Origin of the sequence: Pseudoalteromonas sp. NCCP-2140 (genome assembly GCF_023708065.1) — a bacterium.
Classification (GTDB): Bacteria; Pseudomonadota; Gammaproteobacteria; order Enterobacterales; family Alteromonadaceae; genus Pseudoalteromonas.
In genome coordinates this window covers 76,350-101,192 of sequence record NZ_BRCZ01000002.1, presented here as the reverse complement: position 1 = coordinate 101,192, position 24,843 = coordinate 76,350, and the positions used below count along the sequence as shown (strand labels likewise).

Annotated in this window: 23 protein-coding genes; 15 read left to right on the top strand and 8 right to left on the bottom strand. The window is 37.9% G+C overall.

Annotation, left to right across the window (positions count from 1 at the left end):
* Positions 1–51 precede the first annotated feature (51 nt).
* Positions 52–939, top strand: coding sequence for a LysR family transcriptional regulator (locus tag NFU46_RS04355; protein ID WP_175082306.1), 888 nt, complete (start codon positions 52–54; stop codon positions 937–939).
* A 99-nt stretch (positions 940–1,038) separates the two neighbouring features.
* Positions 1,039–2,130: an alkene reductase gene (locus tag NFU46_RS04350; RefSeq protein ID WP_251600068.1), complete on the top strand. Its 1,092-nt coding sequence runs from the start codon at positions 1,039–1,041 to the stop codon at positions 2,128–2,130.
* A gap of 4 nt (positions 2,131–2,134) precedes the next feature.
* On the opposite strand, the gene NFU46_RS04345 is transcribed toward NFU46_RS04350, so the two are convergent.
* The gene (locus NFU46_RS04345) at positions 2,135–2,572 is read right to left on the bottom strand and encodes an MBOAT family O-acyltransferase (RefSeq protein ID WP_251600065.1); all 438 of its coding nucleotides are present in this window, start codon (positions 2,570–2,572) and stop codon (positions 2,135–2,137) included.
* Between the two features lie 685 nt (positions 2,573–3,257).
* Here NFU46_RS04345 and NFU46_RS04340 point away from each other — a divergent pair.
* The 10 genes from NFU46_RS04340 to NFU46_RS04295 all read left to right on the top strand — a co-directional run bounded on the left by NFU46_RS04340 (position 3,258) and on the right by NFU46_RS04295 (position 14,138).
* Positions 3,258–4,289, top strand: a complete 1,032-nt coding sequence (locus tag NFU46_RS04340) for a glycosaminoglycan attachment site (RefSeq protein WP_251600062.1) — start codon at positions 3,258–3,260, stop codon at positions 4,287–4,289.
* Positions 4,290–4,359: 70 nt separating this feature from the next.
* Positions 4,360–5,598: a hypothetical protein gene (locus tag NFU46_RS04335; RefSeq protein WP_251600059.1), complete on the top strand. Its 1,239-nt coding sequence runs from the start codon at positions 4,360–4,362 to the stop codon at positions 5,596–5,598.
* Positions 5,599–5,991: 393 nt separating this feature from the next.
* Positions 5,992–7,158 carry a restriction endonuclease gene (locus NFU46_RS04330; RefSeq protein ID WP_251600056.1) on the top strand — a complete coding sequence of 389 codons (1,167 nt, stop codon included), beginning with the start codon at positions 5,992–5,994 and terminating at the stop codon, positions 7,156–7,158.
* A 314-nt stretch (positions 7,159–7,472) separates the two neighbouring features.
* On the top strand, positions 7,473–8,186 hold the full coding sequence (locus tag NFU46_RS04325; protein WP_251600053.1) for a hypothetical protein: 714 nt from the start codon (positions 7,473–7,475) through the stop codon (positions 8,184–8,186).
* A gap of 132 nt (positions 8,187–8,318) precedes the next feature.
* The gene (locus tag NFU46_RS04320) at positions 8,319–9,233 is read left to right on the top strand and encodes a hypothetical protein (protein WP_251600050.1); all 915 of its coding nucleotides are present in this window, start codon (positions 8,319–8,321) and stop codon (positions 9,231–9,233) included.
* A gap of 352 nt (positions 9,234–9,585) precedes the next feature.
* Positions 9,586–10,470 carry a YecA family protein gene (locus NFU46_RS04315; protein WP_251600048.1) on the top strand — a complete coding sequence of 295 codons (885 nt, stop codon included), beginning with the start codon at positions 9,586–9,588 and terminating at the stop codon, positions 10,468–10,470.
* 380 nt (positions 10,471–10,850) lie between these two features.
* Complete coding sequence (locus NFU46_RS04310; RefSeq protein ID WP_251600045.1) at positions 10,851–11,516, top strand: AbiV family abortive infection protein; 666 nt, start codon at positions 10,851–10,853, stop codon at positions 11,514–11,516.
* A 135-nt stretch (positions 11,517–11,651) separates the two neighbouring features.
* Positions 11,652–12,014: a hypothetical protein gene (locus NFU46_RS04305; RefSeq protein WP_251600042.1), complete on the top strand. Its 363-nt coding sequence runs from the start codon at positions 11,652–11,654 to the stop codon at positions 12,012–12,014.
* A gap of 154 nt (positions 12,015–12,168) precedes the next feature.
* Positions 12,169–13,023, top strand: a complete 855-nt coding sequence (locus tag NFU46_RS04300) for a hypothetical protein (protein WP_251600039.1) — start codon at positions 12,169–12,171, stop codon at positions 13,021–13,023.
* 611 nt (positions 13,024–13,634) lie between these two features.
* The gene (locus tag NFU46_RS04295; RefSeq protein ID WP_251600036.1) at positions 13,635–14,138 is read left to right on the top strand and encodes a hypothetical protein; all 504 of its coding nucleotides are present in this window, start codon (positions 13,635–13,637) and stop codon (positions 14,136–14,138) included.
* Positions 14,139–14,175: 37 nt separating this feature from the next.
* Here the strand turns inward: NFU46_RS04295 and NFU46_RS20445 are convergent, their stop codons facing one another.
* Positions 14,176–14,298 (bottom strand): hypothetical protein, encoded by a 123-nt coding sequence (locus NFU46_RS20445; protein WP_285835529.1) that lies wholly within the window; start codon positions 14,296–14,298, stop codon positions 14,176–14,178.
* A 213-nt stretch (positions 14,299–14,511) separates the two neighbouring features.
* On the opposite strand from NFU46_RS20445, the gene NFU46_RS04290 reads away from it, so the two are divergent.
* A complete protein-coding gene (locus tag NFU46_RS04290; protein WP_251600033.1) occupies positions 14,512–14,961 on the top strand; it encodes an antitoxin Xre/MbcA/ParS toxin-binding domain-containing protein in 450 nt (149 codons plus the stop codon).
* Positions 14,962–15,015: 54 nt separating this feature from the next.
* Here the strand turns inward: NFU46_RS04290 and NFU46_RS04285 are convergent, their stop codons facing one another.
* Positions 15,016–15,249, bottom strand: coding sequence for a helix-turn-helix domain-containing protein (locus tag NFU46_RS04285; RefSeq protein ID WP_251600030.1), 234 nt, complete (start codon positions 15,247–15,249; stop codon positions 15,016–15,018).
* A gap of 105 nt (positions 15,250–15,354) precedes the next feature.
* Between NFU46_RS04285 and NFU46_RS04280 the strand changes: the two genes are divergently transcribed.
* Together NFU46_RS04280 and NFU46_RS20510 are read left to right on the top strand one after the other, a co-directional pair.
* Positions 15,355–15,894, top strand: a complete 540-nt coding sequence (locus tag NFU46_RS04280; RefSeq protein WP_251600027.1) for a hypothetical protein — start codon at positions 15,355–15,357, stop codon at positions 15,892–15,894.
* A gap of 66 nt (positions 15,895–15,960) precedes the next feature.
* A complete protein-coding gene (locus NFU46_RS20510) occupies positions 15,961–16,146 on the top strand; it encodes a P-loop NTPase fold protein (RefSeq protein WP_405030593.1) in 186 nt (61 codons plus the stop codon).
* Positions 16,147–16,307: 161 nt separating this feature from the next.
* Here NFU46_RS20510 and NFU46_RS04275 read toward each other — a convergent pair whose 3' ends face one another.
* The 5 genes from NFU46_RS04275 to hrpB are packed head-to-tail and all read right to left on the bottom strand — an operon-like array spanning position 16,308 to position 24,691.
* Positions 16,308–16,730 carry a hypothetical protein gene (locus NFU46_RS04275; RefSeq protein ID WP_251600024.1) on the bottom strand — a complete coding sequence of 141 codons (423 nt, stop codon included), beginning with the start codon at positions 16,728–16,730 and terminating at the stop codon, positions 16,308–16,310.
* Positions 16,730–18,772, bottom strand: a complete 2,043-nt coding sequence (locus NFU46_RS04270) for a hypothetical protein (RefSeq protein WP_251600008.1) — start codon at positions 18,770–18,772, stop codon at positions 16,730–16,732. The genes NFU46_RS04275 and NFU46_RS04270 overlap by 1 nt, the downstream gene beginning before the upstream one ends.
* Complete coding sequence (locus tag NFU46_RS04265; protein ID WP_251600005.1) at positions 18,772–20,736, bottom strand: hypothetical protein; 1,965 nt, start codon at positions 20,734–20,736, stop codon at positions 18,772–18,774. The genes NFU46_RS04270 and NFU46_RS04265 overlap by 1 nt, the downstream gene beginning before the upstream one ends.
* A 2-nt stretch (positions 20,737–20,738) precedes the next feature.
* Entirely contained in the window at positions 20,739–22,247 is a 1,509-nt protein-coding gene (locus NFU46_RS04260) for a hypothetical protein (RefSeq protein WP_251600003.1), read from the bottom strand.
* Between the two features lie 44 nt (positions 22,248–22,291).
* Positions 22,292–24,691 carry an ATP-dependent helicase HrpB gene (gene hrpB, locus NFU46_RS04255; RefSeq protein WP_251600001.1) on the bottom strand — a complete coding sequence of 800 codons (2,400 nt, stop codon included), beginning with the start codon at positions 24,689–24,691 and terminating at the stop codon, positions 22,292–22,294.
* Positions 24,692–24,843 lie beyond the last annotated feature (152 nt).

Sequence of the window (24,843 nt, the reverse complement as noted above, 5' to 3'; positions counted from 1 at the left end):
AAAATAGCAGTAGTGACAAAATACTTTTGTCAAAAATGAAAAGGTAAAACCATGAGCGTGATCTCCAACACCCAAGATTTAGAAGCATTTATTAGCGTGGTTGATACCGGCGGGTTCTCAAGTGCAGCCAATGCATTAGATGAGCAAGTAGCAAAAATATCACGGGCGGTAACTCGGCTCGAAAAATCCTTAAACGTTACCTTATTCAACCGCACTACAAGACGCATTGAGCTGACCGAAGAAGGTCAGTTATTTTTAGGCTATGCTAGAGAAGCACTCAGTCAGCTCGCACAAGGCGAAGAGGCCTTAAAGCTTTTGCACTGTGCGCCATCAGGAAAATTAAGAGTCGATGCTGCAAGCCCCTTTGTGTTTCACCAATTAGCACCACATTTAAAAGCCTTTAACCAAGCTTATCCTGACATAAAACTTGAGATCACCAGCCACGACAACATTATCGATTTACTTGAGCATAAAACCGATATTGCTATTCGTATTGGCGAACTTGCTGACTCAAACTTGCATGCGCGCACTTTGGGAGTTAGTAAGTTACAGCTCGTTGCAAGCCCTGATTATTTAAAAACGGCACCGCCATTAAATGAGCTAACCGATTTAGCCTCGCACCAGCTTATTGGTTTTACCGATGCGCCGCATTTAAATCACTGGCCGCTAACCACGCCTTTAGATCTTAAATTTTCAATCAGTGCATCAAGTGGTGAAACTGTACGCCAGCTTTGTATTCAAGGTCATGGCATTACCTTGTTGTCGGAATTTATGATCAACGAAGATTTAAAAGCAGGCCGTTTAGTAAAAGTGCTTGAAGGCGAGGTACTGAGCCCTAATCGCCGCGAAAAAGTGCATGCGGTGTATTACCAAAACAGCGGTGTGTCATCACGAGTATTAGCGTTTTTAGACTTTATAGCACCCAGGTTAACGCTTTAGTTTTTTGCACTTTTAACAAAAGTGTTTTGTGATTAGTGGCATTAATTTCATAAATGATTTTCGTTATGCTGAAAGCATATTCGCTTTCAAGGAGCCGTAATGAACAAATTATTCGATACCGTACAACTTGCCGGTCATACATTAAAAAACCGCATTGTTATGCCACCGATGACCCGCTCTCGCTCATCACAACCGGGTGATATCGCCAATGAGTTAATGGCCGACTACTATGCACAACGTGCCAGCGCAGGCTTAATTATCAGCGAAGGCACACAAATATCAGCCCTAGGTAAGGGTTATGCTTGGACACCGGGTATTTACACTGCCGAGCAAATTGCCGGTTGGAAGAAAGTAACCGACAAAGTTCATCAAGCTGGTGGCATTATGTTTGCTCAGCTTTGGCATGTTGGCCGCGTATCTCACCCAAGTAACACAGGTGGTGAGCAACCAATTGCGCCATCAGCGATTGCAGCTAAAGACGTTAAAGTTTTTATTGATGAAGATGACAAACCCGATTTTGTTGCCACAGCACAGCCACGCGCAATGAGTCATGACGACATCAAACAGGTTATAAACGAATACCGTCAAGCTGCCCGTAATGCTGTAGATGCAGGGTTTGATGGTATTGAGCTTCATGCTGCCAATGGTTACTTAATAAATCAATTTATTGATTCAGAGTCGAACCAACGTACTGATGAATACGGCGGCAGTTTAGAAAACCGCTTACGCTTTTTACAACAAGTGGCACAAGCGGTATGTGATGAAATTGGCGCTGAGCGTATTGGCGTACGCCTTGCTCCACTCACAACCCTTAATGGTACGGTCGATGATAACCCGTTCGAAACCTATATTGGCGCAGCAAAAGTACTCAATGACCTTAACGTTGCTTATCTGCACATTGCCGAAGCTGATTGGGATGATGCGCCTTTAATGGAGCAAAGTTTTAAGCAAGCGCTACGTGAAAACTATGCCGGGTTAATGATTTATGCAGGCAAGTACACTGGCGAGAAAGCAGAGCAAGCATTAGCCGCAGGCTGGGCTGATTTAATTGGTTTTGGTCGCCCGTTTGTTGCCAACCCAGATCTGCCAGCGCGCATTGAACAAGGCATTGAACTGGCTCAGCATGATCCAGATACCCTATTTGGAGGCGGTGCTAAAGGCTACACTGACTACCCCTTAGCAACGCAATAACGCACTAAAAAAGGTGGCTCGTCAACCAATAGCTCAATACAATAAAGCTGATGTTGGCGAGCGCTCTTAACAACCAAGGAGCAGAGCTAAACTGTATTTGGCTGTACTTGCTTACTAATACCAAAGCGCCCATCACAGTAAACCAAGGAGTAAAAAAGAATAGTGGCTTTAACTTCACTAAACTCACCGCTAAATCGTGCAGCGCCCCACTGACGGCAAAAGTAACAACAACCGCACACCAAATCGGCATAATGTCATTGCAAGGCTTCATTACATACCGAGATAAGTAATAGCTCCACACCGGATTCCAATATCGCCAAAACAGATAAAACGAGCTCGCACCCAGCGAGAGTCTCAGCATATTACGCAGCGAATCTTTATGCCCCAGAGGCACACCTGTTCGTTTTTTAACATATTGAGCAAGGGTAATAGCTGCAGACACTGGCTTTCTCTTTTTTCTAATGACTCAATTAGACTACTAAACAGTCAACAAAAGGGATACCAAAACAAGGCTGGAAATTGTAACGGTTTATGAAGCATGCAGCTCTAAGGCAAGTGATGAAGCTGAGCTAAGCACTCAGCTTCATTAAAATCACATCTTACTTTTTACTTTATTAGTCGCTTGACTAGTTGCGGGGTCGTCTGGCCAAAAATGACTCGCAACATTCGATTGAATTTCTGATTGACACTTTAAACATCATTATTATCAACAAATTAACACAAAAAAACCAAATAAATATTGACACTCAATATTCATTATTTTTATTGACACTAAATACTCCAGTCTTGACATTTTTTACACCGAGCTTCTGGTTTTGCTTACTTTTATAAGAACTGCTTTGTAAGAATAAGCCTCAACTTAAACAGCCAAATTTGACTTTTAAAGTTGTATGGACTTCCCAGCTTTCTCTCACTAGTTATTGACCTACTTTTCCTAATAGCAGATTATGAATCTAGTTATGCATTTGGTATTATCCAGACATGATCTGTAACTTGTCGGATTCAGAATGAAAGAAGTCTGTGGTAATAGTGTGTTACATGACAGCTCTCGGTATTTTCTATAAACCTTGTAAATACAATGTCTGCTGAAACAACACTATTAAGCTGCACATCAATATAGTGGGGTTATGATGGATTTATTTACACCTATAGCAGAAGATGAAAAGTTACACCCAATATTTAAAATGATACTTCAGAAACAATATGGACCTGAACGAGAAGTTTTAAACTCATGGGCTAAAGGTTTTGAAGATAGAGATGGAAAGTTTGTTTATGAACTCCAGACTACTTTCGAATCGTCAATGTGGGAATTATATCTTAATGCATTTTTAAATGAACTTGGAGCTAATACGGACTTTTCTAAGCATGCTCCAGATTTTATAACTGAATTAGACAGGCCTATTGTAATAGAAGCAACAATTGCAGCCCCACCCCAAGGCGGAGAAGCACCTGCTGGACACTCTCAAAAATTTGCGCCAACGGATTTTGCTACTTTCAATCAACAATCAGCAATTCGAATATCCAATAGCCTTTCATCCAAAATAAAAAAATATCGAACTAGTTACTCCAAACTGGAACATGTAAAAGATAAACCCTATGTTATTGGTTTGGCATCTTTTGATCGTCCTTATTCACACTATGCTGTAAATAGAGCAATTGTAGCAGTCTTATATGGACTATATGTTGATGAAGAAACAACTATTGCAACTGGAGCCAATGAATTAATTAAATATCCAGTTGATTCTGTGATAAAAAATGAAAATGCCACAATACCATTAGGTCTTTTCACCACGGATGAATTCAAAGATGTTAGCGCTGTAATTTATAGCTCTTTGGCTACTTGGGGGAAAATTCGTGCTTTGGCAGATAATCCAAGTGCTCAAACCGTCTTTCATACTAGTCACTTGCCTGTTGATGGCAGTATCTTCCCAGAGATGCGTAATTCTATGAAAGCTAATTATACAGAAGATATTGCAGATGGATTACATATCTTACACAACCCATTTGCAGAGCACCCTTTGGATGTAAATACTTTTAATCATGGACGAGTAGCTCAATACTTTGTGGATCCTGAAACAGGAATGATGGATGTTATTGCACCGGATGATTTTCTTTTATTGAGACAATTAATGAGTGTAGTCGTACGTGCTGATGCTTAACAAGAGCAAGTTTAGGCTCTTAATTTACTCGGTGCAAGCTGTGATCAGCTAGGTAATTTGGTAAGGGAAAATGAATTTTAACCAAAGATTTGAATGTACAACTTGTGAAAGTTTGGTTGATTGTAGAATCGGTATGTCTAACAGAGATGTTCAACCAATAAGGTTTTGCTGCCCAAGTTGTGGCGAGGCGATCCATATAAATATTGGTGATGGAAAAGGCGTAAAAGTAAAAGGGGCTAAGGCCGTTGAGTTTGAGGGACCTTTTGTTAACGAGTATCCATTTGTCGATTTACACCTAGATTTTCCTGTTACTTTTGGTGAGTACAAAATGGGGCATACACCATTTTTAAAGGCTGTAGGTCGAATTGGTCATAAAAACTTTGGCATTCACAATGCCAGATTGAATGGCTTGAACATATTGCATTCGAAAACTAAAGAATTAGAGCGTGTTCTGCGTTTGTACTCAAAAAACGTTAATTTATTTGGACGGTTATGTGAAAAAGAATTTGGAGAAACTCTAAGGTCTGAAAAGCCTCAAGATGTAAACTTAGCCCTATACTGCGTGATAGCAAAAGTATTTGCTCCTTTTTCAATGCCATCCGAGAATGCAGAGTCTGTTTCTATTCATATGAAAGGTATTAAGGGTGCATTATCTTCTAATGCGGTGGCATTTGATGCCTTTTTTGAAGAGATTATCGAAACCGATTTTTTAAAGAATACACAGTACGATTGCTTAGAAATTTACCCGCAAATTTTGGCAGGCGAGTTAGCATTTAGACCTGCATTATTTCTGGACTTTGACACCGATTACGATAAAGAGTTAGTTGCTTTTAGGGTGTCTACAGATGACTTTCAAAAGTACAAAGATCTATACAAAGATATCTCGGAAATTCTGTCTCGTCAGCTCATTCTGGTAGCAGGAATTAACAACATTATTTATCGTAAAGATCATAATAAGTTTAAAGATGTTGGCAAGGCAACGCCGAAGTCGCTCAACCAATTCGCAGACCTACCATATGGATTTAAAGTCGCCCATTTAGACGAGTGTTGGTACCAAATTAGTGAAGATGCAATTAATAACCAGCTCCGCAACTCAATTGCGCACGTCAAAGCAGAATATGATGATACTTCTCAAGTTATCACTTACTACCCTAAGAAAGAAGGCATAAAGCAAGAGAAAGCGGAATCAATGTACTTTATTGATTTTATGAGGAAAATACTCATATCATACCGTGAAATGCATCGACTACATCAGTTAATTAAATGCATGTTTAACTATGAGTATTTGATTCGTAAAAAAGCTGCTTAACAAAAGCTCAAGGCTTTTACATACTTTTTCTAACCTTGTTTAAACGCGCTAGAGCTATAGATCTAACACATTTATGTCCATTGACGAGTTACAAACATAACTCGCCTTTGCCCCAAAGTGCGTTTGAATTTAGGTCTCAATTGAGCGATAACCGGACACAGAAAAAGTTAAATTTATTCCTGTGTTTTGAGTAGGAATCTAATTTTGTCCAATAACATTATTAAACGCCGTTTTGGGGCAAAATAGCATGCTTAATTTTTAGTTATTTTAATTACTTGTTTACAATGGTAATTATTGGTGAAATTATCAGGATATGTAATATACGGCGTTTTGGTGTGTTATAAAACACCAAAATGGTACTCAATAAGACGTTAGAACTTTTTGGGAGATATCGTGCAAAAAAGAAGAATGATACCCGTAAAATTGAAGAAAGCTCTTATCAATAAATACAAAAATACATGTTGTATTTGCTCAGTATCGGGTGAAAAAGTTCCCTTAGAGCTCCACATGCTGAATGGTTTTAATTCAGAGGGGGAAGTATCTGAAGATGACCTTATTTTAATCTGTCCTAATTGCCATAAAGCACTAGATAGAGGGTTTTTTAAAGAGAGCGAATTTGTAGATGTACTAACAAATATCATTGCAAAGTCTGGTAAGTTTAAAAGCGTCAAAAGGTCGGTTATCTTAGGCGATACAAGAAGATTAGAGGCTGATATTGTCACAGATAATAAGCCTGATTCACGCTTCAAACATACTCTAATTGAATGTAAATCTTATCGTTCATTTTCAAAAAACTTAGCATCAAATGCAGTAAATCAGCTAAAGGCTCTTGGGGGGGCTTTAAATGATTCAGAGTTAGTTCTCGCTGTGTCCGGACGTTTAACTGATAAGATTAGAAATCAAGTCGAGTCTGAAGGGATCAAAGTATGGGATCTTGATTATCTAATAGAAAATTATAGTAAAGAAATTGATGATGTTGGTAGCCCAATTATGCAAATGCTAATTGGAAGTGTAGGCGCATCAGTACAACTGTCAAAAAGTAAGCTCCTTATCCAGAAACTAAAGTCTTGCAATCCCGGGCGGAAAGATTGTTATATTTATCAGGATCTCGTCGGTGAGATTATTGAAGATGTTTTTTGTCCTCCTCTACAAAAACCACTCGGTGAAAGCAGTGATCATTCCAAAGCTAATCGGCGGGACTTTATTATTCCTAACTACGCAAATGATGGTTTTTGGGCATTCTTAAGAGAAAAATATAGTGCTGATTATATAGTCGTAGATGCGAAAAATTATACCCGAAAAGTAAAGAAGGCAGATGTACTTCAGGTTGCAAACTATTTGAAACCTCATGGAGCGGGAATGTTTGGCTTGATATTTAGCCGAAATGGAGGCGATAGTGCGGGGTGTGAACAGACACTAAGAGAGCAGTGGATGGTTCACAACAAAATGATTGTCATCTTGAATGACTCTGATGTGGAGAATATTCTGGTCTCATCAACCTTAGGTTCTGCGACAGACGTTATTGGTCGAAAAATAGAAGAATTTAGATTGTCGATGTAAAGTACTAACAAGAGTCTAAGATTACATGAGTCCGCTTATGGCACGGAGCCGTCGGTCGGCTCTAACTCATCTCTGTCCATTAACGAGTGAGTAAATTGCAAAACTTGCGCATTGCTTCTGCCCCGAAACATTTTAGAGTAGATGATCGCATCATTTCTTCGAGCCCATCTTGACTAAATTCAATTAATGCATTTAGCATAAAACTACACACCGATTAACGAAGTCTTAGTAAGGATAGGACTGTTATGTTCGCACCTAATAATGGAAGCTTTACTCAACTGAAAACTCAAGACAGAGCAAGCCTTTGGAGGTACATGGATTTCACAAAGTTTGTATCATTGTTAGAGACTGAAATGCTTTTTTTCTGTCGTTCTGATCGTTTTGCTGACCCTTTTGAGGGGGCAACAACGAAGAAAACTGTAGAACATCGAATAAAGCATGTTGAAGAGCTAGTTTCAAAACACCCGTTATTAGAGGATAGAGAGGACTTCAGGCGTAGAATGAAAACTCTTTATAAAAATCAGTACCATATAAGAAAAAGGGTTGCGATTAATTGCTGGCACAGAAACGAGTATGAGTCAGAAGCAATGTGGAAACTATACGTCCCATCTAATGAGGGTGTTGCAATCAAGACAACTGTCGCGCGTTTGAAAGACTCTCTATCTGATTCAGAGGAAATGATACAAATCGCAGACGTTATATATAAGGATTATAATGATATTGTTTTCTCGCCAAACAGCTTATTTACTCCGTTTATTACAAAGAGAAAGAGCTTTGAACATGAAAATGAAGTTCGGGCTTATATAGTAAAAGATTCTGGTGATTTAAATAAGCACATTGAACTGCATGAAACGCCTATCGACTCAGGTATCAGCGTGAAGGTAGACCTAAATATATTGATCGATGAAATCTATATTTCGCCTACAGCTCCCAGTTGGTTCCTAATGTTGGTTAAGAGTATCCTAAAAAAATATAATTTACAGCACGTTGTGAATCAATCGGCATTGAGTGAGGAGGCGTATTTTTAGCAAGCACCCACCATCCACACTGTGATTGGATAGTAATTGAGCTTCATAATGAGTAGCTTGAGGGCTAGAGTGGAAAAGCCCCTTTTAAAAAGTGTTATATCACCAACCTAATTAGCAGGTTAGGGTTCAAAAATGAAAATAAAATTAGACATAAAATCGAACGCAATAGATAGTTTTAATGAAGCACTATCCAAACTTGAAAGCGCTCAAAATGGTGACGTAAAAGCTTATAAATTTACGATTCTACATCTATCACATGCTATTGAGCTTGTTTTAAAAATGTACCTGCAAAGTCTTGATGAGAATTTGGTTTTTTCTAAGTGCTATAGAAAAGTTAAACAACGGTCATCAGAAAAGAAAATAGATCTTTTAGCTGCATATCATGAATTAGCAAAAGATGGGTTTGACTTTGAAGCTATAGTTGCAGGCCACGACAATCCGTTCACTGTAAATGTAACTGACGTATTGGCTATCGCTAAGCACGAGACTTGTTCTATTACTGGCAGCCACTTTGTTGATCAAGACTTCATTGATGATATCGACTGGATGAAAGGTATTCGAAATGCAATTGAGCATTTCCAGTTCGAATTTACTGTGAAGGAAGTTCGAATGTGTATAGGTCGGCTTGTTCGTGGGTTAGATGAATTTTCAGACGTTTTTTCGTTATTTAATTTAGAAAAGGAAGTAGGAAAACATTGCTACGATACATTTAAGGTTTTGGCTGACGAATATGAACATTCATTAGCTGAAGCACATGTAGATATGCGTGAAGCAAAAGAAGCATTATTCAGTGCTACTCGACCTAAGCATCAAATGTTCATTGAATGGAATGAGTACTATTGCGAAGAGTGTAATAATGAAACAATTATTCCCGATACTGAATCACCTACAGGTTATAAATGCACATTTTGTGGGAATGAAGAATCAGGGCAAATTGAAGTAGATTGTGACGTTTGCGGTATGCCTTGGGCGAATGAAGAAATGTCGTATTGGGATGAAAACTTAGTCAACGTTTGCCCCCGTTGTGAGAATCCCGAGGCATGGTGATATAAAGTTTAAGTTTTCAAGATACTTTTTCTAATCTAGAAGGGCTATGTTAGTGCAATAGCACTAATATGATTATGTCCATTAAAGAGTTATAAGCATAACTCGCCTTTGCCCCAAGACGTGTTGACGTAATTACACTAAAGATCAGTTTTGATATCCCGACTTTACAATTTCCCTATATTAAATAAATGAGCAAGTTGCTCATATTTATCGTGAGGCCAATTTAAAAGTTTTTTAGCTAGCAAAAGGTTAACTGATTTGATAAAAATGTAGTAACCAGAAAGGTTAGCCGTTGTGTGGTAGAAATTGCGCGATTTGCGCACTATTAAAATATTAGTGCTTAAGGGTGGCTATGAATAGAAATCCTCCAATAGATGTAATTCGAAAGCTAAGAAACGAGGTTGGCTTTGGCTGTCCTATTGATGAGTGTGCTAACCCTTATTTAGAATGGCATCATTTCGATCCACCTTGGCATGTTGAAAAGCATCACAACCCAGAAGGAATGATCGCTCTTTGCACTACGCACCACAAAAGAGCTGATGGTGGTGCATACACGAAAGAGCAGCTTATGGCCTTTAAGAATAATAAAGCCCATGCTGAAAAAGTTAGAGGTCAATTTGATTGGTTGCGAAACGACCTTTTAGCAGTCGTTGGGGGAAACTGCTATTACGAGACACTTAAAGTGTTACAGATCGACGGTAATGACGTGGTCTGGTTCAACAGAGATGAAGATGGATATCTTCGATTAAACGTAAAAATGTTGAGTGTTTTAGCTGAAGAAAGGGCGATCATCGAAGATAATATATGGACCAATATTGGTAGCCCTTCGGATATGAACTCCCCACCACAAGGGAAGGAGCTTCGAATCGACTATGTAAATGGCGATCATTTGTTTGTCAAATTCATGGTTATGCAGACAGCCGAACAAGCATATAAAAAATATAAAAACGAACACCTTCTAAACTCAAGTGATGTGAAGTTTCCAATTACAGTTGTAGAGGTTAACTACAAAATAGGTGGTACAGGCATTGAGTTTAAGCCTTCAGGCACAAGCATTCAGACAAACAGCTTCAAAGGTGGTTTCATTTCACATTGCGGAGCGGGAATGGCAATAAGTACAGGCCTTGTTTTTCGGCAAAATCCATCATTATTGCCATACAAGCCTGAATCTAGGCTCAGCCCATGTCCTTGTGGTAGTGGTTTAAGGTTTAAGCATTGTCACGGTTTGCTGGTGTGAGCACTAACAAAACGCTGCTAAGGGCGTACCATACATTTGTCCAAAGGCGTGTTATAAATATAACTCGCCTTTGACCCACAATAAGTTAACGTAAATGCTCTAAGGGAGGCTTTTAGTAATAAGCAGCTCTTCATCCTTCCACCTAAATTACTGTTTCTATATCCATAACCATTGAATTTCTTCCATGGTCAGGAAAACGACCCAATGGGTTGTTTTTGTCGTGTCCAAATCTAGAGTAAAGTAACGTAACCTAAATACTGGTAAGTACTTTCTAAATTTGCTATCAATGGTCATAGGACAAAAACAAGACAGGTTGCGGTAGAAAAAAGAACCAACCGCTCGATATTAAGTTGTTATAACCCTTTTCAAATGAGGTGCTCATGTCTAAAGGATTGGATCAATGGAAAAATTCACTCAAGCCTGCTCAAATTGCAGAGGGGATGAATGCTGCCAACAAAAACGCCCGACGGTTAATCGAAGATGCAGAAATATTGTTTGATCTAAATCGCTTTCCTTCTGCATTATCTTTGTCGATTTTATCTATCGAGGAGTCGGGAAAAGTCAGTATTTTAAGGGAGCTAGCATTGGCTAAAAATGGAGAGCAAGTAAAAGAAGCATGGAAGGCTTATCGTTCACATACCAAAAAGAATATCATGTGGCTACTTCCTCATTTAGCTTCAAGTGGCGCAAACAAACTAGATGAGTTTAGATCCTTGTTTGATAAAAAGGCCGAACATCCATTACTCTTAGACAACCTTAAACAAATAGGTTTTTACACAGATTGTCTTGTAAAAGCTCATTGGTCAGTTCCTGAACAAATAATCGATAGAGATAATACTGAAGATATACTCAAAGTAGCCAAGTTGATGTGTAAAGATAGAGTTTATACTACGAAGGAAATAGAGCTTTGGGTAAAGCACATTAAACCAGTATGGAAGGGCTCAATGGGTTCAATGAAAACGGCTTTAAATAACTGGTTTGATGAAATGGTAAAAGAAAATCTTATCTTTGAAGGGCAGTATAGTTTTAAAGACTTTGTTGGGTAGCCAGCGGGTTATATCAAACGCTTAACCAAGGGACGCAAAACAGCAGGCTTGAGCTCCTTCGTCGCTAATTTTAGCCTGCTATTTTACGCCGGTTAAGCGAGGCATTATAAGCCTTTTTTTGAATATGGAGTTAAATTGAAGAAATCAACACATAAACTAATTATGAAACATCTATTTTCAAAGTATAAAGTTAAACATGGGAATGACGTTTCGTATATAGAGAACTATTCTTTTGGCTTTTTATGTCTAAGTGAGATTGAGGGCTTAAAAGAACAAGTAAATTCGGCAAATAAGCCTAATGAACTGTTAGAGGTTTTGACTGTTGGTGGTTATCTTAAAGAGTATAAAGTTCGTTATTACTTCACCGAAAAAGGTTTCAATGACGCTTGGAAAATTTCTGAACCTATCGGTTATTTTTTTACAAAACATTGGCAGTGGGCAATCGGAATTGTCGGCATTGGGTTACTTATTGCAACAGCGACAGCACTGAGTGGCTAAGGTGCTAGCAGGTTTATAACAAAGCATTTAAGACGGGTTCCCAACGCTTGGCACTTTCAGTTTGATTCAACTTAAGTGTTTACGGCACAATGGCTTAGGTCGGGTGGTAGGCGTTGCTTACCACTTAACGCAACGCTATAACGATCGGTGGAAAATGAAGAATAAGAAAACCTCCAAAAGCTCTTTGGTAGTAGGCTTGACTCCTGAAGGTTACAAAGTATCGGACCTAAGGATGACAAAACCAACGTTTCACTATGCCAAAGGTGGAAATGGATCCATGTTGGTGCAAGACATTGACACCATCAAACTTAATCGCTCGCGAAAAATTAGTTATTTTGTTCCCAACAACATTGGGATGCTGATGAGTGTCAGTGCAAAAGCTTCACGTCGCGCGAAAGAAATTTATGATCGTAAGTTCAAAAGTCCAACCTATGAATTAGATGTGACAAAACTGACTGGAGACAAAAAAGAAGCTATCGGTGCTATCTCTTCAGACGTTTATGATTATGTTGAAGAAATACAATCAGCAATTGTTTTTGCCTATACAGCGTTAGAAGCTTTCGCTAATTTAAGCATTCCGCAGGATCATATTTATCAAGCCTCAAAAAACTCTAAAGGTATTACCGAGTCATACGATAAAGTTGCAATTGAACGCTGGCTTAGTCTGAAAACAAAAATTAAACATATACTTCCGAGTGTCTACAGTACAACAAACGTTGAAAAACAAAAATGGTGGGGACAGTTCGTAACCCTAGAAGAATATCGAAATGAGATTATCCATCAAAAATCTATTGGTGCTACAGAGTTCTACAAATCGTATTTCAAAGATTCAATCTTTAACATCATTAATTGTGTTGAAGCTGTAATTTCCTTTTTCTACGTGGCTCATCAGAATAACGGTAAAACCAACGAGGTTTGGCCATGGCTAAACGGACATGCTGATATTCCGTCAATAGAATTTGAACAGAGCCAATTTGAAGTTGTAGGAAATGCCCATCAAGGCTGGTAGAAATCGTTATAAAAAAGAGTTTAAGACGGATTCCCAACGCTTGGCATTTTTGGTTTGATTCAGCTTTAGTGTTTACGGCACAATGATCTAGGTAAAGTAGTCTGCGTTGCTCACCACTTAGCGTGGCGTTACCGAATAAATACTCTAACGTGTTTTTGTCCAAATACAAGTTTTGTTTGCTTATGAGTCGGAGGGCCTCCAATAAACTTGTCTCAAAATTATACTTGTACTAATCTGACAGAAGTTTTTATAGCATCAGCTCATCCATAAACGAGTTGTATAAACTCGAGTTAACTCTTAACTTTCCCAAATATTTGTTTCAATTGTCGTTAACGACCTAGAATTGTTTAACTTAGGTTAACTTAACTTTGGTTAGGTATTACAGTAAGTATCTATAGTAAAGTATGTAAAGAATGAAACAGCACAATAAATTTAGAAACTAAAACAGTGTTGTTAATATATTATCAGTTTTACTAATGTACTAAGTTAATTACTAGTAAAAATTGTTAATTGGATTGATTTCTTGCCTTTTTTTGGTAGTTTGAAAGAGGTTCTTAGAAAAATATTACTGGGATATCTGTACAGTATGCTTCAGTTTTTAAGGGATGAATATGTACCAAGAAAAATATTGGCGAGAGATGGACCAGCTCAAGGTTCATGTGCTTTACTTAGAGAGTTATCTAGAGAAAACTACAAACATTGATAGAGCAATAAATATGTTTTTAGCCTTGGCTTCAAATGGAAGTATTGCTGGTTGGGTAATTTGGCAGCCCTTATCATTTGTTTGGGGAGCGATAATTGCCCTCTCTCAGACAGTAAATGCTGTTAAAACTTATCTTCCTTTTGCCAAAAGACTTAAATCTATACAGTCTGCATCCAATGAGCTTGAAAGAGTTTTTATTTCAATGGAGGATAATTGGTTTAAAGTTTCTGAAGGGGAATTTACAGCTAAGCAAGTACATAGTTTGCAAATGAATTATAAAGAAAAAATTAGACAAATTTCGCAAAAGCATTTTGGTTCCACTACATTACCAGAAAACAAAAAGCTATTATCTAAAGCGCAAGAAACGGCGAAAGTCTATTTTGATAATTTTTACCTAATGAAAGAGAAATAAATATGTCTAAAGATGAGGAAAAAAATAATGATAAAAGTTATGCAACAAGCTGTGAGGATAAGGCTCTACCACCCATATCATCAGGAGCAAGAATGCCTAAGGTAAAGCCTGTTGCTAAACCCCCTACTTCTACAAAGAAAGGTAAGTAATAGGAAAGCATTAAAGAGGGCTCCTAACGCTTGTCATTTTAATTTTGTGGCAGCGTTGCTTTAACTTTTTATCTAAAAAAGCATATGTTATGTAACAGACTTAAAGTTTGATAGTAAGGCCAGTTCCATGTTTATTAAATGTTGTGTTGGTATTATTGTAGACAGTTTATGACCGAGACAATGTCTTAAATTTCGTGTTCTATTTTCGCTGCTAGGTGGCTAAAGTGAGTGTAATTAGAAATAGGGTTGTAATTAGTTCTTTTTTTTTAAATGCCATAACTGAAGATATGGTCACTTGGAAAAGCTACCCTCTAAAGGAGGTTAATTATGTTCTTAATGTGGGTGTGAAAGCTGAAGTGCTACAAGAGTTTGCTAATTTAGTTAAATGGGATTTAAGCTTTATTGCAAAGGTAGTTGGGGTAACTAAACAATCATTAATTAAGAATAAAAATCAACGATTAAATAAACTTGCTTCAGAGCAGGTAATTGAGATAGCTAAATTAATAGATTTCGGTACTGATTATTTTGGCAGTATAGACAATTTTAATGACTGGTTAGGTGTATCTCATATAAGACTTAATGGCCAGCCTCCGCGAGCCTTTATAGACACAATCCGTGGTAGGGAGTTAATAAAGGAGTTAATTAATGGGTTGAAGTATGGGTTTTGCTCATGATTTATTGAAATGTTACTAAGCAAGTTCGCCTCTCAAATATACATGAATAAAGCTTTAGGTGCTTTTTTTTATGTCCGAAATAGACGGAAAAATTTCGTTAATATCGCAATCTAATATTATTATTATTTCATATATCCTTTGAAAAGATATGGCAATTGTTCCAGATTCAATCCTGCTAACATAGCTTTGTTCTACATTAAGACGGTGGGCTAGCTCGGCTTGGCTCCAATCTTTCTTTATGCGAGCTATCTTTATGTTTTTACCAATAATTTTTGTAATTGTTCGCATCAAATAAGAATCCAAAGATTAAAAATATAATGATCCCATATTGTTATTGGCTGTCATATGTATTAAGTTACATATTATATGCACGATCATACATAAAAGGGTGTTATGGAACTCGGTTTAGAATCATTTTTTGATACAGTCATTGGCCTGAATAACATTGATAATTTTACTGCTAGGGATATAAGTATTGGTTTTTGTTGCTTTGCCAAAGCTGAGCACTTTGAAATTGATAATATACAAAAGCAAGTATCTGGTTATTTGAAAAAGCTGACAAGAAAGGGGCTTCTTGAAGAGTCTGCGTCGGGAACAACAAAGGAAAAATCTAAAACGTACAGAAAAACATATCTTTTTCATTCAAATTTCGATTCTGCTAAAAATGACTCTAAACTAGATGTCCAATTTATAAAAGACTGTGAAAGTGAGATATCAAGGTACAGTTTTAAGATATTAGAATACGACATGGCATTGAAGAAGTGTGATGAAATGTGTAAACAAAGTAACAATTTAAAAGCTATCATTAAGTCTACTAACGAGCTATTAAGAGTTAGAAGAAATAGTCTTCAAAAGAAAAAAGAGTTACTACTTGAGTTAAGTACATTTTATAAAATAGAAGTACCTAATGCTCATATAGAAAGCAATAAATGATTTGCACTAAATACGAAACGCTTAGAATCTTAGAGGGAACTGATTTAAATCAACTTAAAAAAGAGATTGAGTTATTACTCCGACAAGAGCAAAAAAATTGTTGTGATTATTGATGATATTGATCGGTTGACAGGTGAGGAAGTTACCTCAAAAGAGCCTTCCGACAGTCAAATAAAAGTAAATAACATGGAGAAAGCATGCTATAACCGCAGGCAACGAAGGTCAGTTTTTGAGCATGCTCAGACAAACTAAAAGCCAACATCTACTTTACCCCCTATTCACCATGAAAACGTATGGTGAATCAGAACTTTGATGACCTATTACGTCAATATATTCGAAAAGTAGCCTAATTAGCGAGTGTGGCACTTCAGACTTGAATTCGGCCCTAACTATATATACACCTAACTATGGGCCTAGATTTGTAAATGCGAAATATTGTCAGATTTAATTTTTCTTTTTAATTCTTCAAGTTCTTCCTCTATTTCTTTGAGGCGATGATAGAGCTGTAACTCTCTTCCCAGTGCTGCTTCCAACTTCACTTGCAATTCTTTTTCTCTCGCTCTAGCTTTAGCAGACTTCTCCTTTTCTCGTTTAATAGCGGCTCCTTTCCCCATCGTCGTTTTCTGATTATCTTCAACAAAGATATTGATCATTGATATCAATGGCTGGTGTTGTTCTCGATTACTCTTAAGATACCCAGCATCAAATCCAGCCTCTTGGCTCACTATTGACTTGGTGATCTTAGCTTTTGGTAAGTTTTTGAACTCTTCTATGTTTGCGTTACCTTGCTTTAAGCGCTCAAAGGCTTCATAACAACGTTTCAACCCACTATTCATTAGCGATCTTGTTCTCCAATCATTCTGTGCTCTTTATAACTAATAAGCTTTTCCAATTCAGCAAGCAGGACTTGGTACTCTCCATCGGTAGCTTCATAAGCTGTTAGCTGTTCTTCTATTTTTTGTATTTGTATATTCACTTTATCCTCCTTGATTGCTGAATCATCACATGTTAGACACTCTGTAATTGCCCCAAGCATAAAGCTGTCGCACTTCTCGATGCTCATGCAACCTCCAAGCAAAGTTTCTCTGTAATATAATTCGCCTTTCTCAACACGTTTCGTTGTGTCTACTCTTACATCTAATACTAGCACTTCTTCATTGCGTAAATTTTCCCGTTGACGCTCTACATAGCCACCTGTTTTACCATATAGCTTCTCTGAGCTATTCAACAAGTCATTTACTAACATATCTACTACATTAGTAACCTCTCCATTTTGGCAATCAAAAATTATATGCTCGCTTGTTAAATCAAAAGATTTAGTTTCTTTGTTGTATCGTCCAAAAATACTTTGAGCATTTTCAAAGTTTCTTGAGTAGTAACGTGTGATGTCTTTAGTAAGATGTTTAAATTGGCGCTTTAATGTAGGAAGCTTAACGAAACCCGAACTGGATGCGTAAAAAGCTAAAGATCTTCTAAATTGATGACTTTTAATTGGCCAAACTTTACCAACACCAAATTCTGCTGAGTTACAAAAATCTCTCTCAGGATCTGATTTTTGTAACTCAGCATAATCTTCTTTGGAAATTAGCAACGAATCTAACCATGAGGGTTTTCTTCGCAAGGAAGCAAAATTGGTAACAGAAACTTTAAGTTCTGGATTTTTTACCACGGAGGGATTAATAAATAAATCACAATCTTTTACATCTAAGCGATAAATTCTAGCTAGCCCAGCACATACTAACTGTAGCACATTAATTGCTTTTTCAGTTTCAGGAGCCGCATACCACGCAGCAGATTCTCTATACCCCGTATACTTAGTTGTCGTCGATATTAGCTTTATGACACGCTTTTCAACAACCTCCTTTCCATCTTTATCTACTTGTTTTTCTGTTATCACCTTCTGCTCAATACAATCGAACGGTAGACGCATTACCTCTTGATCTCTCATTCCAGTATAGAGGTGAATAGCTAGTCGCATTTGATATTGGATAGATCTCAAAGCACCAGAAAGTGAGCGAATATCTGATACAGCTAAATCATCACTAAAAATCTCACCTAAGTCATACTCTTCTATGGCTTGTTTCATTGTTTTTCGCCAAAACTTTTCTCCTCCGACTCCTTTGCTTTTCTGAAACTCTTGAGAGCGACCAAAGTATGGATCAATAAATTCTTCGAGAAAATCGGGAAGCGAGGTTAAATTTTCATTCAAATACTCAATAGTTTCTGTCAAATGATTAATCAAAGTAAGATAAATGTTAGTTGGAATGACAGGGGTTTGCTCACTATCACTAACATTGATTTTTAAGTTGGGTACTGCTAAGAAGCCAACCTTGATGTGCCCAATAAAAGCCAAATGCTTACAAATAGCACGTGTTCTTTTTTGAAAGCTAGTTCCACTCTTAGTCTTTAGAAAATTATTAAGAAACCGCTCATTAGCGAATAACTCTGAAAGTTCAATTATTCCTACAAATTGGTTGCTGTGGAGAGAAATACAATACTCAACAGCATTTGCCATTACTTGGTAATAACCATACAACGTTGAAACTGAGATAGTGCCTGTGTGTCCAGCTTTAGCAAAATATTGTATTAAAAATAGTAGATGCTTCGCCTCATCTACAAGCTTTCTTCGATGAGATTTATGTTCACCGCTAAGTAATGAATCAAATCTCAATTTGTTTATTTTCATTGCACTAAGACGATAAGGGTTAAAATCCCAAATATCTTCACCAAAAACTGCGGTAGGTTCATTGTTGATATCTCGGCAAAGAACAAAGTCACTTGTAGGTCTTACATTATCATTATATATAAAACTATCGGCGGGCAAACCTAACTTACATTTTTGAGAGTCAAATAGTCGATTTGAATTTGCAATATTCATTAGATTACAACTCCCATCTGCTCATAACGCTGTAAACGAAACTCCCAAAAAGGTGTTAAAATGCCATAATCAATGACCTCTTCTTTAATACTTTCAACTAATAAACTCACCTCTTCAGACTTTTCAGACATTTGCTGTAAAACCTGCTGTATTCGAATACTTAATTCCAACAATAATTTATCTGAATGATTAAAGTCAGTTGCCATTCTTCTAACTGCTTCTATTACATATAACAAGCTATACAACTTCTTGATATCTTCCTCATCAGCGTGGCATACATAATGTTTGCAATACAAACACCCCATTTGTGTCGTACAGTTTGGTTCAATTGGTGGTTCTATTTTTGCCGGTTCAGGGTTTTTAAAATCGTCACAGTGACCAGATGGAGTACTTACGCCTTCAGTACCAGTATCTTTCAAGGTTACGAGAGTTCGCTTTGAGTTACTTCGTTGAAGTATAGCCTTTGCAGCGGCTCTTGCTGATTCAAAAAACAGCTCAAACTCTTTTTGTTGTTTATCAGGACTTGAAATAGCGTAATACTTTTGGTTTGTTTCAACTGTGTGGTTAAGAGAACCAGCTATGACCTCTTGAGATATACCTATTTCATTCCAAACAACCGTCTTGTGCTTTCTAACTTTAGAAGATGTTATAGGTGAAAAGCCCAAAGGGAAAAACTTTCCTATGACATTTTTGTATACCTGATATACGTAATTACGGCTTATCTGAGAATAGTTCCCAGTGTAAGTTCCTATGCGATGCATTGAAAAAAATAAGAAAGGGAAAGTATTACCATCCAATACCCAATTGCGAAGTTGAATATATTCCTTAAAAACGACCAAACCTTGTCTATTACCTAGATGATATGAAACTTCACGCCCTTTTGCCCTTAGTTTTATAGCTCTAAAATCGTTCTTTAATAAGTCTTTCTCTAAAGTAAAGCTTTCATCATATTCAAGCTGTACTAGCTCTGAAGGATTAACCCCAGTCATCAGAATAAACAACTGCATGTAACTTTGCATAGCTAGTGATGCATAGTTAAGTCGGTTAGGATTTCGAATGTCTGAGTTAATACTTATCAAATTTTTTTTAGATTTTTCTATTTCACGACTGGCTTCACACAAACTTAAATGCCGTTTAACCTTTAAAGTATATTCCTTTGGAGTTGATAACCTACCTTCCTGATAGTGATACGCAGCCAGCTCATTAGCTGCATAAGGTGTAACACAGGCCCAATTGTTAGTCGGAAATATGTAAGAGTCATAATCAGGCATTCTAAGAAGATAAGGAAATGGCTTGTTTTCTAGTGAAAACTTTTTAAACCCCCTTGCTAAATATAGAAATGTTTTAGTAGCAAAGAGAACGTTGTATTCTTCGGGCGCTTCTACATTTCTTCTTTTAAATTTAATTATCGGGATTTCTCTAATAATTTCAGAAGTAACTTCTTCGCCCCAATACAAATTAAAAAGAGAAATTAGCTTTCGTTGACAACTATTAGCTGTTCTTGGCGATAGTTTCGAAATATTAACCAAATGGTTAAGTTCTCTTACATACCCTTGGTAAGCTTCTCTCGAACTCGATTCAACTTCAAAAGCATCGCTATACCCATTCGTATCAAACCAATGAATAACCTTTAAATAATCATTTACATATACATCAACAGTCGTATCTTGATGTCCTGTAGTTGCAATATAATCATGAATGGCAACAATTAGCTCACGTCTTCTGGCATTAAATGAAGACTCATCAACTTCTAATGGATCAAACAATAAATGTGCTTTACGCATAGGCTGACGAACAGTATAGGCTAAAGAACCAATATCAATTGGGTGCACACGTACTCGTTTGTCTAACTGTAATCTTATTTTTTCTGGGTGGGTATAGTCATTACCAATTTCCCCTCTAGTTACTACAATAGTATCTCGCGTAACATAATTCTCCTGACCTGCGTTACCTAGTTTAGCCATAACTATACACCTAACCCATCAAAAAGCATTGCTTCGTATCGCTCCTGAGCATCAATTTTGTCATCAAATTCAACAAACAACTTCAGATAGTTTTCTGTTATTTCTCTATTTTTATGATGGAGTCTGACCTGAATTTTACGAATTTCATCACCGGGTCGCATCTGTCCCGGCTTTAATTTAATTTTTCTATCGTAAACGACATACCTAATAAAATGTTGATACAAATAGAAAGCGAATGTTGCTCTCAACCAATGGAAAGTAAAATCTTTCGGAAAAGATTCGGATGTGTGCTTAAACAACTTAGTTTTTAAATAGTCAGTATGTTCTCCCTTAGGACGAGTTTTTACCTTTCGATAGCGAGGATCATTTCTAGCCATATAGTGGCAATTACCGTTTTGGGATAAAAACAAATAAATGTCATCATCATCCAATATGTCTTTATACTTCTTTTTAAAAAGGTTTCTTCTTTTTTCAGCTTCTTTTGAATATGCGTATGTGATTATTTGCTTAGCTAAATCTTTAGGAAAATGAAGCTTGTTAACCTTTTGAAACTTTGTATCAATACCTGTACTTGGAGATGCATGTAGAATCAGAGTGCCATCTACTGCAAGTCTATCTCTTAATTCAATAGTAATGCTGTCATATGACTTAATGCTTGCAGCAATGTCAAGGGATTCTCTAAGTTGCTTTACATGCTTCATTCGCAGCGTAAATATAGATTGTTTACGACACCCTGTATTCAAAGCAATCAAGTAGATCAATCTTTCATCAACTGAAAAACCTCCACCATTTAAAGCTTCAATTAAATCATCTCGCTCCCTATTAGTTAATGGCCGTAAGTCTTCACCTTCATCCCTTACAAATCCAACAGGAACAGGCTTTTTTTCATTGCTTACATTAACAGTCTGACTTCTAATAGTGACTTTCTTTTTAAACCCGTTTTCAAAAATTATGAAAGCCTCTCTAGTTTTATCGACAGCTTTAATGTCAATAGAGAAACCTGGGAGATTCGTGAGAAATTTATAGAAGCTGTAAATAACTCCTGTTCGTTTATTCTTATTTTTTCCTGAAGCCAAATTTGATTCTATGAGGTACTTGAAATATCTATAAGTTGGTCTATTACCCGGCCTCTTAGCGCTAAAGTCTAGGTAATTAATACCCTCTACATCACAATAAATTTTATAGTCCAGCAACATAGAGGCTTCCCTCCGCAAATCATCAGTTGTGCCATAACCAACATCAAGATCTATAGAGCGTCTATAAAAATAAAGATTTGCTTCATACCAAGGAGTCCCGTCGTCATTAAACAAAAAAGGAAGGTGATAAACTGAGTCATATTCAGGATCAACTAATGAATACTCGTTTGCAATAAAGTAAGCTTCATTCTTATCACTTTTTTCCAGAAAAAATGGAATTTGGTAACCTAATGTTCCCCTAATTGTCGTTATTTCCCCAGCAGTGTAATTGACACGATTAAGAGTCGTTAAGCGATCTTCCTTCTTGTTTCCCATAACACCATCAAATTAAAAAGAATGTAAGACTGTCAAACGTTAGATTACCCCTTGCGGTATGTCAATGGGTGATCAGGCCATGCGTGTTTTGGATAACGCCCTTTCATTTCTTTTTGCACATCGCGGTAACTCGTTTGCCAAAAGTTAGCTAAGTCTTGAGTTAACTGCAGCGGTCGCCTAGCTGGTGATAATAGCTCCATTAATAATGGCAGTTTACCTTGGGCCAGCAAAGGCGTGCTAGTCATGCCATACACTTCTTGCATGCGCACACTGAGCTTCGCAGGGCCATCAAGCTGATAAGTCACTTTTACATTTGAACCACTTGGCACCGCTAATCGTAAGGGGAGGAGTTCATTCAATAAACTTTGCTGCTGCCAATCAAAACAGCTTTTAATTGCTTCGCTGTAATTGAACTTTTTTAATTGCTCAAGGTTTTTAATATCATCCAAATAAGGTGCAAGCCATTGGTTATCGGCAATTAATTCATCATGACTTAAAAGCGGGAATGATTCTGGTAACAGCTTACTTGCCAAACTCATTCGAATAAGTAACTGCTCACTGTCGGGCTGTTCATTAAATAACGAAAAGCCCTGCTTACTAAATAAGTTTAACCACGCTTTAGTACGCTCGCTCTTATCTAGGGGCTGTTTACTTGGCTGACTCGCTATGGTGATAGCACCGAGCTTGAGCTCATCTTGATGGATAAAACGCCCTGCTTTTTCATCGTATTCGCAGCGAGTTTGCTCAGCAAATAAATGCGAAAGCTCATCTTCAAGTTCACTTGGCATTAAGGCAACAGCAGCAAAAACACGGTTTCCCTTATGACCGCCCATGTGAGCAATGGCAATATAATCATCGTTATGCCAAAACTCCTCACTTAAGTCGGCGCCAGCACCATTGGCAAGTAAATAACCATTACCGCGCTTTTTGGCTAGGCGGTCAGGAAAGGCAAGTGCCACCAGCAGCGACAAGTACTCTGTTTTAAGCTCTTGAACCGGCTTGAGCTGTAAGCGCGTTAGCCAATAAGTTAATTGCTGCTTAAATACTGGATGCGGTTTGCTGTGCTGGCTATGCAATGCCAAATTAAGATCAGCTGGCATACTAATGCGGCTTTCAAGCAGCGCCGTTAAATACCCCGCTAATACATAAATACCAGGCATGCGCTGCTCTAGTTGCTTTGCCTTAATGAGCATATGCGAGAGGCGAATATCAGCTCCATAGCTCAGCATTTGGCTACCGAGGGCTGTTAGCTTTTCATTTTCATCAATGGCTTCGAGCATTTTCAAAAGTGCCGTTGCCTGTTTAATCTGCTGGCTACTAGGTGGGTCGAGTAAGCTAAGCTCAGCAAGTGACGCCCCCCACTGCTTTGCCTCTAATAACAACTGACTAATATCACTGGTCAAAATTTCTGGCGCATCATGGCTGTTACGGCGCTCAAAGGTTTGCTTAGAGCCTAATCGATACACAACCCCCGGCTCAATTCGCCCAGCACGACCAGCGCGCTGAATGGCAGAAGAACGAGAAATACTTTGCGTAACAAGCTCTGTAACACCGGTTTTTAAATTGAAATTGGCAGCACGGCGTTTGCCGCTATCAACCACAATGCGTATTCCTTCAATGGTCAAACTGGTTTCAGCGACATTGGTGGTTAGTACCACTTTGCGTTTGCCATTTTTAGCGGGCGCAATAGCAGCTTGTTGCTCGTTTTTATTTTGCTCACCGTACAAGCTAAATACTTCGACGCTATCACCTAAATCATTTAAAGACTGCTGAACGCGCATGATTTCACGCTGACCCGGCAAGAATACTAAAGCACTGCCCGTTTGCTCACTAAGCGCCTGTTTTATTAGTGCAGGTATGTCATCGAGCCAGCGGCTTTCGTCTTTAAGTGGAATATACACTTCATCAATAGGGTAGCTTCGACCTTCTGAAGAGATGATAGGACAGCTGAAAAACTCACTGTAACGTTCGCCGTCTAAGGTTGCCGACATCAGTAAGATTTTTAAATCATCGCGAAGTGCAGCCTGTGTTTCGAGGGCAAATGCCAAAGCCGTATCTGCGGCAATTGAGCGCTCGTGAAACTCATCAAAAATAAGTAAGTCTACATCACTAAGCTCTGGGTCATTTTGCAACATACGCGTCAGCATGCCTTCAGTGACAATTTCGAGTTTAGTTGTAGAACTTACTTTTGATTCACCACGAATGCGTAAGCCGACACTGTCACCGACTTTTTCATTTTGCTGGCTTGCCAAATACTGGGCAATATTGCGTGCGGCCAGTCGTCTTGGCTCTAACATAACAATGCGTTTAAAGTGCCCTTCGCGCATTAGGGTAAGAGGCAGCCATGTCGATTTACCCGCTCCCGGTGGCGCTTGCAATAAGGCCATTGGGTTACTCTGTAATGTGGTTAACAGGGATTGATAAATATCTTGAACTGGCAGCACGTTAGGTATCTCTTACTTTCTTTTCGCGCATTGTATCAAAAAACTAAAAATTGCGATGGCTATAGGCTTATTTTCTATCTCGGGCTTTAGAAGTGAAAACATTGCATTCTGCCAGTTTAGACTTATTCTTGATTAAACGACCAAACAAAAAT

Excerpts from the sequence above, each read along its gene's own strand:
- NFU46_RS04355 (WP_175082306.1), top strand. The coding sequence starts at position 52 with ATGAGCGTGATCTCCAACACCCAAGATTTAGAAGCATTTATTAGCGTG.
- NFU46_RS04350 (WP_251600068.1), top strand. The coding sequence starts at position 1,039 with ATGAACAAATTATTCGATACCGTACAACTTGCCGGTCATACATTAAAA.
- NFU46_RS04340 (WP_251600062.1), top strand. The coding sequence starts at position 3,258 with ATGATGGATTTATTTACACCTATAGCAGAAGATGAAAAGTTACACCCA.
- NFU46_RS04335 (WP_251600059.1), top strand. The coding sequence starts at position 4,360 with ATGAATTTTAACCAAAGATTTGAATGTACAACTTGTGAAAGTTTGGTT.
- NFU46_RS04325 (WP_251600053.1), top strand. The coding sequence starts at position 7,473 with ATGGATTTCACAAAGTTTGTATCATTGTTAGAGACTGAAATGCTTTTT.
- NFU46_RS04320 (WP_251600050.1), top strand. The coding sequence starts at position 8,319 with ATGAAAATAAAATTAGACATAAAATCGAACGCAATAGATAGTTTTAAT.
- NFU46_RS04315 (WP_251600048.1), top strand. The coding sequence starts at position 9,586 with ATGAATAGAAATCCTCCAATAGATGTAATTCGAAAGCTAAGAAACGAG.
- NFU46_RS04310 (WP_251600045.1), top strand. The coding sequence starts at position 10,851 with ATGTCTAAAGGATTGGATCAATGGAAAAATTCACTCAAGCCTGCTCAA.
- NFU46_RS04300 (WP_251600039.1), top strand. The coding sequence starts at position 12,169 with ATGAAGAATAAGAAAACCTCCAAAAGCTCTTTGGTAGTAGGCTTGACT.
- NFU46_RS04295 (WP_251600036.1), top strand. The coding sequence starts at position 13,635 with ATGTACCAAGAAAAATATTGGCGAGAGATGGACCAGCTCAAGGTTCAT.
- NFU46_RS20445 (WP_285835529.1), bottom strand. The coding sequence starts at position 14,298 with ATGCTTTCCTATTACTTACCTTTCTTTGTAGAAGTAGGGGGTTTAGCA.
- NFU46_RS04285 (WP_251600030.1), bottom strand. The coding sequence starts at position 15,249 with ATGCGAACAATTACAAAAATTATTGGTAAAAACATAAAGATAGCTCGC.
- NFU46_RS04280 (WP_251600027.1), top strand. The coding sequence starts at position 15,355 with ATGGAACTCGGTTTAGAATCATTTTTTGATACAGTCATTGGCCTGAAT.
- NFU46_RS04275 (WP_251600024.1), bottom strand. The coding sequence starts at position 16,730 with ATGAATAGTGGGTTGAAACGTTGTTATGAAGCCTTTGAGCGCTTAAAG.
- NFU46_RS04270 (WP_251600008.1), bottom strand. The coding sequence starts at position 18,772 with ATGAATATTGCAAATTCAAATCGACTATTTGACTCTCAAAAATGTAAG.
- NFU46_RS04265 (WP_251600005.1), bottom strand. The coding sequence starts at position 20,736 with ATGGCTAAACTAGGTAACGCAGGTCAGGAGAATTATGTTACGCGAGAT.
- NFU46_RS04260 (WP_251600003.1), bottom strand. The coding sequence starts at position 22,247 with ATGGGAAACAAGAAGGAAGATCGCTTAACGACTCTTAATCGTGTCAAT.